Source organism: Microbacterium sp. PMB16, from assembly GCF_051294855.1.
Classification (GTDB): domain Bacteria; phylum Actinomycetota; class Actinomycetes; order Actinomycetales; family Microbacteriaceae; genus Microbacterium.
This window is the reverse complement of sequence record NZ_CP145908.1, coordinates 3613977-3625780: the sequence shown is the minus strand read 5'-3', so window position 1 is coordinate 3625780 and position 11804 is coordinate 3613977. Positions and strand designations below refer to the sequence as shown.

Sequence of the window (11804 nt, the reverse complement as noted above, 5' to 3'; positions counted from 1 at the left end):
GATACGGGAGCACCCCGGTCCTAGGCTGGAAAGGTGCGCGAACGCCTGAGTCCCCGAGAGCTGCCCCGCTGGGTGGAGCCGGCGACGGTGTTCCGGATGTTGGAGCAGGAGTCCGTCGACGTCTTCTGGCTCGATGCGGGTGCAGCAGCCACCGAGGGCTGGAGCTTCGTCGGGCTCGGGGAGGTATCGATGCTTCCCGAGGATGTGCGCCTCGACGTCGCGCCACCCGATGTCGCGCTGCCGCCGTTCCTGGGCGGCTGGGTCGGGTGGCGGGACTACGAGAGCGGGGCGCTGGTCGCCGGAGCTCCGGTATCGGACGAGCGGGAGGGGTCCGACCCCACGTGGCTTCGTGCCACCCGCGTCGTCGCGTTCGATCACTTCGCCAGGCGTGCATGGACGCTCAGCGCACCGGAAGAGGCAGAAGCGTGGGCGGATGCCGTCGCGACGGCATCCGTTCGTCCTTCGGACGCATCCCCGGACCGGGCGGATGGTGAGGGCCGAATCGCCGAGGCGCGGCACGACCCCGCTGAATACGCCGCGCTCATCGAACGCTGCCGGGAGCTGATCCGCGCCGGGATCGCGTATCAGCTGTGCCTCACGACGCGCTTCACCGTGCCCGGCGCGCACGATGCCGTGGCCGTCTACGAGCGGCTTCGGGCCGCGACACCGGCCCATCACGGCGGATTCGTGCGCATCGGAGGGCGGGCACTGCTGAGCGCGAGTCCCGAGCAGTTCCTGCACGCTGCGGGCGGAGTCATCCGCTCACGGCCCATCAAGGGGACTCGGCCGCGCAGCGCGGATCCGCAGACGGATGCCGCGCTCGCCGCCGAACTCGCGACGAACGTCAAGGAGCGCGCCGAGAACGTCATGATCGTCGACCTCATGCGCAACGACCTCTCGCGCGTGTGCGTGCCGGGCTCGATCCGCGTGGACGGGTTGTGGATCGTGGAGAGCTACCCGGCCGTGCACCAACTCGTGAGCACCGTCAGCGGGACCGCAGCGGAGGGCACCACGATCGGCGCACTTCTCGAGGCGACTTTCCCGGCGGGAAGCATGACGGGTGCACCGAAGCTCTCGGCAATGACGCGGCTGCACGAGCTCGAGGGCGGACCGCGCGGCGTCTACGCCGGCTGCTTCGGATATGTCGGCGTCGACGGCGCGGTCGATCTGGCGATGATCATCCGCAGCATCGTGATCGATCAGGATCGCGCGCTCGTCGGTGCCGGGGGCGGTATCACCTGGGGATCGGTGGCCGCCGCCGAGGTCGCCGAGGTCGCGACCAAGGCGCGGGCTCCGCTGGCGGCGCTGGGCGCGGAAATGCCCGCCCTCTGGCGTTCCGATATCCTGAACTGATCCCGTTTTTTCCTGCAGATTGGTCGTGCGTTCGTTGTCTGAGAACCTGTCCTTCGGTCCCGCCGACGAGGGGACCCCGTCGGCGCACGCCATCCAGAGCAAATGGCAGAAGTACTGGGCGGAGAACGAGACCTTCCTCACGGGCGGCGATGATGACACGCGCCCGCGGCGCTACGTGCTGGCGATGTTCCCGTACCCGTCCGGCGACCTGCACATGGGGCACGCCGAGAACTACCTCTACTCCGACATCGTCGCGCGCTTCTGGCGTCACCGCGGGCACAACGTGCTCAACCCCATCGGCTGGGATTCCTTCGGGCTGCCGGCCGAGAACGCGGCCATCCGCCAGGGCGCCGACCCGCGCGAATGGACCTACACGAACATCGCCCAGCAGAAGGCGGCGTTCCAGTCGTACGGGGTGTCGTTCGACTGGTCGCGGGTGCTGCACACCTCCGACCCGGAGTACTACCGCTGGAACCAGTGGCTGTTCCTGAAGCTCCACGAGCGCGGGCTGGCCTACCGCAAGAAGAGCGCCGTCAACTGGTGCCCGAACGACCAGACGGTGCTCGCGAACGAGCAGGTCGTCGACGGTCGCTGCGAACGCTGCGGCTACGAGGTCGTGAAGAAGAAGCTGACGCAGTGGTACTTCAAGATCACCGACTACGCCGACCGGCTGCTCGACGACCTGAACCAGCTCGAGGGGTTCTGGCCGCACAAGGTGCTGCAGATGCAGCGCAACTGGATCGGCCGTTCCGTCGGTGCCGACGTCGATTTCGCGATCGAGGGCCGGGACGAGCCGGTGACGGTGTTCTCGACGCGCCCCGACACGCTGCACGGAGCGACGTTCTTCGTGGTCGCGCCCGACTCCGATCTGGCCTCCGAACTGGTGGTGGATGCTCCGGCCGAGGTGCAGGAGCGCTTCCGGGCGTACCTGGAGCAGGTGCAGAAGGAGACCGACATCGATCGGCAGTCCACCGACCGCCCGAAGACCGGTGTGTTCCTGGAGCGCTACGCGATCAACCCGGTGAACGGTGAGAAGCTGCCCGTCTGGGCCGCCGACTACGTGCTGGCCGACTACGGTCACGGCGCGGTCATGGCGGTGCCCGCGCACGACCAACGCGACCTCGACTTCGCGCGCGCATTCGACCTGCCGGTCAAGGTCGTCGTCGACACGACTGCTCCGATCACGGGCGCGATGCCCGTGATCGAGGTCGATGAGGAAGGCGTGCCGATCGACACCGGTGCGGCGCTCGACGAGCAGAACCCCGCGTCGACCGGGATCGCGCTGACCGGCGAAGGCCGGATGATTAACTCCGGCGCCTTGAACGGCCTCTCCAAGCGCAACGCCATCGCTCGTGCGATCGAGCAGCTCGAAGCGTCGGGCACCGGCCGTGCGGCAAAGAACTACCGCCTGCGCGACTGGCTGATCTCGCGCCAGCGCTTCTGGGGCACGCCCATCCCGATGCTGCACGCCGAGGACGGCCGGATCATCCCGGTCGCCGAGGATCAGCTGCCGGTGAAGCTCCCCAGCGTCGAGGGGCTGGACCTGAAGCCGAAGGGTGCGTCACCGCTCGGCGCTGCCGAGAGCTGGGTGCGCACGGTCGACCCCGCATCCGGTGACCCGGTGCTGCGCGACCCCGACACGATGGACACCTTCGTGGACAGCTCGTGGTACTTCCTGCGCTTCCTGTCGCCGAACAGCGACACCGTGGCCTTCGATCCGGCGCAGGCGGCCCGCTGGGCTCCGGTCGACTCGTACATCGGCGGCGTCGAGCACGCGATCCTGCACCTCCTGTACGCACGCTTCATCACGAAGGTGCTGTTCGACATGGGGCTGATCGACTTCACCGAGCCGTTCTCGAACCTCATCAACCAGGGCATGGTCCTGCTCGACGGCGCGAAGATGTCGAAGAGCAAGGGCAACCTAGTGCTCTTCGAGGAGGAGCTCGACGCGTGCGGCGCCGATGCACTGCGCGTCGGCCTCGCATTCGCGGGTCCTGTGGAGGACGACAAGGACTGGGCCGACGTCTCGACGACCGGTGCACAGAAGTTCCTCGCGCGCGCCCTGCGCATCGCCGGGGAGGTCTCGAGCCCGGTCGACGTCGTGTTCGCGACCGGAGACGCAGCGCTGCGCCGTGCCACGCACAAGCTGCTCTCCGAGGCTCCGGCACTGGTCGAGCAGACGAAGTTCAACGTGCTCGTCGCGCGTCTGATGGAACTCGTCAACGCGACGCGCAAGACGATCGACGGTGCGGCCGGTGCGGCAGACCCCGCCGTGCGCGAGGCTGCGGAGACCATCGCCGTCATGCTCGACCTGATCGCCCCGCACACCGCCGAGGAGATGTGGGAGATGCTCGGTCACGAGCCTTCTGTCGGCCTGGTGACCTGGCGTTCCGCCGACCCGGCGCTGCTCGTCGAAGACACGATCACCGCGGTCGTGCAGGTGGGCGGCAAGGTGCGTGCACAGCTCGAGGTGTCGGCGCGCATCGGCGAGGCCGAGCTCGAGGCGCTCGCCCGCGCCGACGAGCGCGTGATCCGCTCGATCGGCGACAAGGAGATCCTCAAGGTCGTCGTGCGGGCCCCGAAAATCGTCAGCATCGTCGTCAAGGGCTGAGACAGAGACTCCTCCACCGGGGACGATCCTGAGGGGTTGTCCCCGGTCGGCGTCTCTGCGCCTCTCACCGGTACCCCGCCGCGTCTAGCGTGACGGGATGACCTCCGAGCAGCCTCCGCCCGCTCCCCGCCGCCGCCGCTTGAGGTTGAGTATCGGCGCCGCGGTGGTGCTGGCGCTGGTCGTGCTCTCCGGTGCCGTCGGTCTCGGGATCCTGCGTGGTCAGGCCGCGCCGACCGACTCGCTGCCGCTATCGGATGCGGGGGAGACGTCTGGCCCCTCCGGCGAGCTCTACGTGCACGTGCTCGGAGCGGTGGAGCGGCCGGGGCTGTACGTCCTCGAACTGGATGCGCGTCTTGTGGATGCGGTGGCTGCCGCGGGAGGTACGACCGAGGAGGCCGATCTCGCGGCGGTCAACCTCGCGCGAGTTCTCGCCGACGGAGAGCAGATCATCGTGCCGACGGTCGGGGCAGCCTCTGACGCGCCGCGAGCCGCGCCGCCCGGCGACGACCGTGTGGACCTGAACACGGCCGACCAGGTGGCACTGGAGACCCTCCCGCGCATCGGGCCGGCGTTGGCCGAGCGGATCATCGCCTGGCGTGACGAGAACGGCAGGTTTCAGTCGGTCGACGATCTTCTCGCCGTTCCGGGGATCGGAGAGAAGCTGCTGGAGGGCATTCGTGACGGTGCGCGCGTCTGAGAGTGACGACCGCGTCGGTTCGGGCAGTGCCGATCGGGCAGGACGGGCGTGATGCCGCGTGATCTCCTGCTGCCCGTCGCGACTGGAGCCTGGGGTGCTGCCGTGCTGCGCGTGTTTGTCCCGGCCGGGGCTTGAACCGTGGGTGGTGCCTGTGCCATCGGTGCGGTTGCGGTGTGCGGGATGGTCCTCTTCCGTCTTTCGCAGCGCAGCGCAGCGCAGCGCAGCGCAGATTGCTCGCGATCGGGGAGCTGCTCTTGGCCAGGTCTCGTGGGAATTTATGCATGCAACAGCTGTAGACGAGAGTATTCGGGAGCGGTTCTCATCAGTGTGGGATACGCGAATCGCCCACGTCGAAATTACCCCGGAAGACTCGGCCGAACTTCGCGAGTTCCATTGGGTCGTGAAGAGCGGAAAGTTCCAGGCGGTTTGGTGGCTTCCACGGTTGAAGCGAGCGCTCGAGTTGGGCCCCGAACTCAGGAAAGCGCGTTACATGATTGGCTCAACGATCGCGGCAGCCGCTGATGCTGATCCCCGAGCCGCATTCGACATCACCAAGATCCTGCTTGACACCCCCGACCTGCGGTAGTCGGCGGCGTGGGACATTTTCACGGCACGCGGTACCGATGGTGATCGCTCGCGCGCTCGACGCAGGTGACGATCAAACTGAATTTTGACGCCACTGCCTTCATCAATTCGCTGGGCGTGGTCGGATATTTGGACCTCGCGCGGCAGGTGCGAGATGTTCGTGACGGCCTGATCTCGCAGAAGGACGTCGCGGACTGATGATGCCGTGCAGCTTTCGAGGGCACGACGTCGGACGCGCAGCGCCTGCCCAGATGAGAGCTGTCACAACCACATCGCGCTCAGACCATCTCGATGCTGTTGGCGTGCTGAACCCCCGGGCTACTCGGCGGGCGGCTCCCAGGCGTGGAGCTGACGTTCCATCTCCGCCTTCAGCACGGTCAGCTTTCCAACTAGTAGTTGCTCATCCGGCGTCAGCAACTCGCCTTCATTGATCTTTCCGACCAGGTCGGCGATTGTCTTGGCGACCAGGTTCACGCATAGGTTCGCGGCCTCATCGAATCCCTGGCCGAACGCGCGATCAATTCGCCCGTTGGCCATGCCCTGCACGCCCCCCAGGAGTTCACCGCCGAAGCCGCTGAATGCCGATCGGATGCTCCGCTCATCGTTGCTCATGCGCTCACACTATATGCGCCGTGTCCCTCGGCACAGGCGCGCCGGATCGTTGCGATAGGTGGTCCTATCGTCGCTAAAGGGCCAGACAGGGAAGTGAGATGTGGCTGAGCAGGTGAGAGCGCCTTCGGCGCGATCACTGGGCGCGAGAGGCGACGCGCGGACTTGATGCGATCACGGTGTCGTAGCCTCGACGCATGGTGGGATCGATCGATCAGCGAGGGCTTCGGTTCCACCGTGCGATGCTCGCATTCTGCGCGATGCTGTTCATGTACATGCTCGTCCTCCTGGCGCGACCGCTCGAAGCGGAATCGAGTACTCGCGTCTTCAATGGATCGTCATCGGAGTCTTGGTGGCAGGATCGGCGGCACTGCTCACCTGGCAGACAAGCCAGGTGAGGCGAGTAAGAGACGACAGGTCGCGGCCGTCGCCCCTACGTCGCCGCCAGCGTCGATAGACGCGACTTCATGCGATCGCCGCCGAAACGGGGCGGCACCGGAGTTCTGGACAGGAGCTATCGTCGCGTGAGTGCGTCGATAGGCTGGTCGCATGACTGTGTGGAGCAGATACCTGTTCGGAGTTGCCCTCGTTCTCGGCATTGCTGGGCTGCTGTTCGCAGAGCGTCTTCCGGAGTGGTGGAGTCCGGTGTCTGTGGTCTTCATGGTGCTGGCCGCGGGTGTGTTCCTGACGTACTCGATTCGCGACTACCGACGCAAGCGCTCCCACTCGTAAGACATCGTCTCGGCGAGAGATCCCTCAGACGCGGCTGTCGGCGACGATGAATGCGATGCCGTCCTCGTGCTCCCACTCGGACATGATCCGGAGCGAGCGACTCTTGAGCTCGCTGCGTAGCGCGTCGAGGTCGGCCGCTGCGAACGACCACTCACACGCACACACTGCTCCAAGCACGCGTTACGGGGCGCGGGCGTAGACGTTGATCCGGCTCGCGCGCGACGAGAAGCACAGGCTCTTCGGGAGCGCGAGGCTCGCAGCCTTGTCAGCATCGGTGGCGTAGCCGAGGTGGTCGCCGTATGCGAGGTCCTCGCGGACGAGTGTCGTGATCTGGTCGAGCCCGGCCAGGTGCTCCGCGGTCGGGTAGGTCGGCCGGCGGGTCGCCAGGAGCTGGTGGCACCGATCCGTCCGCTCGCGCTGCTCGGCGACGTGCGCCCAGCGGGCGGTGTCGGACGCCTTCTCGCGCTCGTTGATGCGTCTCGCGATCACACACCGCCCGGGTGGGTACTCGCGAACCGGCGCGGATACGTCGACCCGCTCTCGAACGCGGCAGACCCTCGGCCGACTAGGTGTAGTGCCCAGGGACGTTGTTTGATCTGGATGCCCTGATGTGACGAGAACCTCCAAGGCAGAGTGGAGCTGCTACCGCTTCCGCTCTGAACCGAGGAGGTTCTCGTGTCCCACGCTAATGCGGCCTTGACGCCGCGCCAACGACTCCGGCTGGCTCGGCAGGTCGTCGACGAGGGATGGCCGGTGGCGGGAGCTGCGAGGTACTTCCGGGTGTCGTATCCGACCGCGGCGAAATGGGCGAGGCGTTACGTCGAGCTTGGCGAGGCGGGGATGGCAGACCGGTCAAGCAGACCGCACCGGCATCCGAACAAGACCCCGCAGCCTGTCGTGAAGCGGATCGTGCATTTGCGGATCAAGAAGCGCTTGGGGCCGGTCCAGATCGCCGGACGGCTGGGGATGCAGGCCTCGACGGTCCACGCGGTGCTGGTCCGCTGCCGCCTGAATCGTCTCTCGCATGTCGATGTGAAGACCGGCGAGCCGGCTCGCCGCTACGAACACGACCGTCCCGGTTCCCTGATCCATGTCGATGTGAAGAAGCTGGGCAACATCCCGCTCGGCGGAGGCTGGCGGTTCGTTGGTCGGCAGCAAGGCGGCAAGAACCGAGCCGCGACCGATCAGCACCGCCGCAGGGGTAAACAGCGCGACCCGCTGCTCGGTCACGCCTACATCCACACCGTCATCGATGATCACTCCCGGGTCGCCTACGCGGAGATCCACGACGATGAGAAGGCCGAGACCGCGATCGGTGTCCTGCGTCGTGCAGCCTCTTGGTTCGCCGATCGCGGCGTCACCGTTGAGCGGGTGCTCTCTGACAACGGCCCTGCCTACAAGTCCCACGCCTGGCGAGCGGCATGCGCTGAGCTCAGTATTCGACACAAGCGAACCCGCCCCTACCGGCCGCAGACCAACGGCAAGATCGAAAGGTTCCATCGCACCCTCGCCGATGGCTGGGCCTACTCGAAGCACTACAACTCGGAATCAGCGCGCCGAGCCGCCCTGCCAGCCTGGTTGCACTTCTACAATCACCACAGGCCCCACACAGCCATCGGGAAGCTCCCGCCCATCAGCCGGATCTCAAACAACCTGACTGGGCACTACAACTAGGCCATTGCCGAAGCGGAAGAAGAGGCGTCGATCTCGGGGCGAGTTGCAGTAGTCAACAACCGGCACGGATACGCTGACGCGAGGGGTGGCCGCCGTGGCCGCAGATGGGGTGGCGATGGACTACTGGTGGGCAAGTCAGGGGCGGAACTACCCCACAGCGATCGCGCAGGGGAGTCTATGGACGTCGCCGTGGTCCGACGGAACACTTCGGCCGGATCGGATTGCGATCAAGAGCATTCGAGCCGGCGATATCGTCTTCCACTACGAGAACGGGAAGGTCCGCGCCGTCAGCCGTGTCGTGGCTGAGTGGGTGCCGGCGACCCGTCCGACCGGGTATCCGAAGCGGAACGAGCGAGACCTCGACGCCGGTTGGCTCGTGCGAGTCGAGCCGATCGTGACCGGCCTAGAGCTCGACTTCCGGGAGCTGCCCTCCATCATCGCCGTGGGCGCGCCAGGACCTCTGGACCGTGACGGATCGCCTCAGCAGAAGTACCTCAGCGCGATCAGCGATGAGGATGGTTCGCGCCTCCTCGAGCGACTCGGGGTGAGTGTGTCACCCGGGCCCACATCGGCGGGTGCTCTGGCGCGCGTCGACGAGATCTGGGATCGAGGGGAGACAGACGCCGTCACGATCGGCCGTCGGCGGCGGGAGCAGGGACGATTGCGCGCCTTCCTCCTGAACGGTCGGTCATCGGCGGGATGCGATATCTGCGGGCGTGAGTTGCCGGCGTCGCTGCTGGTCGCCGCACACATCACGCCGCGGGCGCTCTCGGATGATGCGCAACGGGGAGATTTCGCCGCGATCGCCATGCTGGCGTGCAGTCTCGGGTGCGACGATCTGTTTGAAGTCGGGTACATCGTCATCGACGAGGGTGGGATTGCTCGCGCTGGACGGCCTGCGGAGACGGCGGCGCTGCTCGACGCTGTGACCGCGCTTGTCGGTCTGCAGTGCGCTGCTCACAATGAGCGGACAGCGAATCAGTTCGCTTCGCGCGAGCGGCTGGTGACCGCTTAGCTCGTTACCTCACAGGCTTGCCGGAGTAGGCGGAGAACGAGAGCGGGGTTTCTGTCCTGCACAGACGGCGATCCGCGCTAGTTCTCCGTGTCTGCTGTGCGGGGCGCATGATGCCGCCTCGCAGTCTCCTCGGACGCTCCTACGGTGACTGGATGCCGCAGCGAGAGACATCTCCCGAAGAGTCGCGATTCCGGGTGAAGCGCCCGGATCTCCGACTACTGCCGATGGCGGCAGGAGTGTGGGCGGCGGCGCTGTTGTGCGTGTTCGTGCCGGGCTGGTCATGGTGGGTGGCGGGCGCCTGCGCGGTTGGAGCCGTGTCCGTGGTCGTGGTGGCACGTCTGCGGTCCGTCCGGACATCCCTCAGAGGAGGCGGCCTGATCGTGCTGATGTTGGCGGGGATGGCGGCGACCGCGGTGACGGCCGCCCTGGCGCTTCCGGCTCGAGAGCAGGCGGCGGAGTGGTCGGGGCGGGTGGTGGAGGTGACGGCGACCGTGAGCTCGTCGGCATCGGTCGGGCAGGACGGGCGGTTGTGGTTCGAGGCGCAGTCGATCGGTATCGGCATCCGCGGTGAGCCGGTCTCGCTTTCGGTTCCTGTGCGCATCGGTGTCGAGCCGGATGACGGGTTCGATCTCGGTGCGGGCGTGCGTGTCGTTGGTCAGGCGATGGCGACGGATGCGGGGGAGCGATCGGCGCTGATCGTGTTCGCGAGCGAGGCGGAGGTCGTGGCTCCGGCGGGCGGGGTGTTCGGGGTCGCCGCGAGCGCCCGGCAGGCGTTCGTCGAACGATCGGGACGCTTGCCGGAGCCTGGCGCCGGGCTGCTCCCCGGGCTCGCGGTGGGCGACACGCGCGCCGTCCCGCAGACGCTGAACGACGACATGCGCACCACCGGACTCAGCCATCTCACCGCCGTCTCCGGGGCGAACTGCGCGATCGTGGTCGGTGCGGTGTTCGGGCTGACCGCGCTCTGTGGCGGAGGGCGGATGCTGCGCGTCGTGCTCGCTGCGACCGCGCTCATCGGCTTCGTGATCCTGGTCACGCCGGAACCGAGCGTGATCCGGGCGGGGGTGATGGCCGGTGTCGCGATGCTGACGGTGCTGCTCGGGCGACCGAGTGCCGGTGCGGGCCTGCTGGCGCTCTGCGCTGTGATCATCCTGGTCGCTGATCCGTGGCTCGCTGCCACTCCGGGCTTCGCCCTCTCAGTGATGGCGTCCGGCGCCCTGATCCTGCTGGCGCCACCCCTCAGCCGGGGGCTCGCGCGATGGATGCCGCAGCCCATCGCCCTGGCGATCGCCGTGCCGCTGGCAGCCCAGCTCGCCTGCGGCCCCATCATCGCGCTGTTCGCTGAGCAGCAGTCGCTCGTCGGCATCGCCGCGAACCTGATCGCTGCACCGGCGGCTCCGGTCGCGACCGTGATCGGACTGCTCGCCTGTCTCGCAGCGCCCGTCCCGCCGCTGGCTGACGTCCTGACCGCCTCCGCATGGCTTCCGTCCGCCTGGATCGCGACGACGGCCACCACCACGGCGCAACTGCCGCTGGCCGAGCTCCTTCTTCCGGCGGGGATCGGCAGCGCCACGCTGGTCGCTCTGATCAGCACGTCGATCGCGGTGGTGCTGCTCCGTCCGCGTGTTTCCCGCCAGCCGAGAATGGGGCGCTGGGCGAGACTGGTCCGGCCGTGCGCGGCGGGCATCCTTCTCATCGTCATGTCACTCGCGGCGGCGCGTGTACTTCTCAGCGGGCCGCTGGCGACCGCCACAGCTCCCGACGGATGGGCGATCGCGGCGTGCGATGTCGGACAGGGAGACGCTCTGCTGGTGCGTTCGGCGGGGATGGTGGCGCTGATCGACACCGGCCCTGAGCCCGAACCTTTGTCGACCTGCTTGACGAGCCTGGGTATCGAGCACATCGATCTGCTCGTCCTCTCGCACTTCGACCTCGACCATGTCGGTGGGGCGGCGGCGGTGATCGGCCGAGTCGGCACCGTGTTGCATGGGCCCACCACCGAAGAGTCCGATGAACGCCTGCTGCATGCGCTGGCACGAGACGGCGCGCGACTCGCGCCGGCAGCATCCGGTGATCGCGGAGTGCTCGGCGCCGCCGACTGGCAGGTGCTCTGGCCGCTCCGGAACTCGGCCGCGTTTCCCTCGGGGAACGACGCGAGTCTCGTGATCGAATTCGGAGGCGGCGAGGTGCCGCGGTCGCTGTTCCTCGGAGACCTCTCGGCGGAGCCGCAACGGATGCTGCTGCGGAGCGTCCGCCTCGGTCCGTATCCGGTGGTCAAGGTGGCGCATCACGGCAGCGGCGATCAGGACGCGGGTCTGTACGAAGCTCTCGATCCGACGGTCGCGGTGTTCAGCGCCGGCGCCGACAACGACTACGGACACCCGCGTGAGGAGACGCTCGATCTCCTGGCCGCGACCGGCGCCCACAATCTCCGAACCGACGAGCAGGGGCGCATCCTGCTGGGCATCCGGGAAGGGGAGCTGCAGGTCTGGACCGAGGAGGGACCATGACCGTCCGGGCGTCGGACG

General features: G+C 67.4%; 11 protein-coding genes. 8 read left to right on the top strand and 3 right to left on the bottom strand.

Annotated features, from left to right (window positions below):
• Positions 1–33: 33 nt before the first annotated feature.
• From V5D55_RS17445 to V5D55_RS17430, 4 genes are all read left to right on the top strand, one after another.
• Positions 34–1353: an anthranilate synthase component I family protein gene (locus V5D55_RS17445; RefSeq protein WP_435745453.1), complete on the top strand. Its 1320-nt coding sequence runs from the start codon at positions 34–36 to the stop codon at positions 1351–1353.
• Between the two features lie 34 nt (positions 1354–1387).
• Positions 1388–3964 (top strand): leucine--tRNA ligase, encoded by a 2577-nt coding sequence (gene leuS, locus V5D55_RS17440; RefSeq protein ID WP_435749334.1) that lies wholly within the window; start codon positions 1388–1390, stop codon positions 3962–3964.
• 97 nt (positions 3965–4061) lie between these two features.
• Entirely contained in the window at positions 4062–4661 is a 600-nt protein-coding gene (locus tag V5D55_RS17435) for a helix-hairpin-helix domain-containing protein (protein ID WP_435745451.1), read from the top strand.
• Between the two features lie 651 nt (positions 4662–5312).
• Positions 5313–5444: a hypothetical protein gene (locus V5D55_RS17430; protein WP_435745448.1), complete on the top strand. Its 132-nt coding sequence runs from the start codon at positions 5313–5315 to the stop codon at positions 5442–5444.
• Between the two features lie 120 nt (positions 5445–5564).
• Here V5D55_RS17430 and V5D55_RS17425 read toward each other — a convergent pair whose 3' ends face one another.
• Positions 5565–5858, bottom strand: coding sequence for a hypothetical protein (locus V5D55_RS17425; protein WP_435745446.1), 294 nt, complete (start codon positions 5856–5858; stop codon positions 5565–5567).
• Between the two features lie 546 nt (positions 5859–6404).
• Here V5D55_RS17425 and V5D55_RS17420 point away from each other — a divergent pair.
• On the top strand, positions 6405–6587 hold the full coding sequence (locus tag V5D55_RS17420) for a hypothetical protein (protein ID WP_435745444.1): 183 nt from the start codon (positions 6405–6407) through the stop codon (positions 6585–6587).
• 24 nt (positions 6588–6611) lie between these two features.
• Here V5D55_RS17420 and V5D55_RS17415 read toward each other — a convergent pair whose 3' ends face one another.
• Both V5D55_RS17415 and V5D55_RS17410 read right to left on the bottom strand, forming a co-directional pair.
• Positions 6612–6752: a hypothetical protein gene (locus V5D55_RS17415; protein WP_435745442.1), complete on the bottom strand. Its 141-nt coding sequence runs from the start codon at positions 6750–6752 to the stop codon at positions 6612–6614.
• Between the two features lie 15 nt (positions 6753–6767).
• On the bottom strand, positions 6768–7076 hold the full coding sequence (locus tag V5D55_RS17410) for a hypothetical protein (RefSeq protein ID WP_435745440.1): 309 nt from the start codon (positions 7074–7076) through the stop codon (positions 6768–6770).
• 186 nt (positions 7077–7262) lie between these two features.
• Here V5D55_RS17410 and V5D55_RS17405 point away from each other — a divergent pair, with 186 nt between their 5' ends.
• From V5D55_RS17405 to V5D55_RS17395, 3 genes are all read left to right on the top strand, one after another.
• A complete protein-coding gene (locus V5D55_RS17405) occupies positions 7263–8261 on the top strand; it encodes an IS481 family transposase (RefSeq protein ID WP_435745437.1) in 999 nt (332 codons plus the stop codon).
• 85 nt (positions 8262–8346) lie between these two features.
• On the top strand, positions 8347–9276 hold the full coding sequence (locus V5D55_RS17400; RefSeq protein ID WP_435745434.1) for a hypothetical protein: 930 nt from the start codon (positions 8347–8349) through the stop codon (positions 9274–9276).
• 152 nt (positions 9277–9428) lie between these two features.
• Positions 9429–11786, top strand: coding sequence for a ComEC/Rec2 family competence protein (locus tag V5D55_RS17395; protein WP_435745431.1), 2358 nt, complete (start codon positions 9429–9431; stop codon positions 11784–11786).
• The last annotated feature ends 18 nt before the right edge of the window (positions 11787–11804 follow it).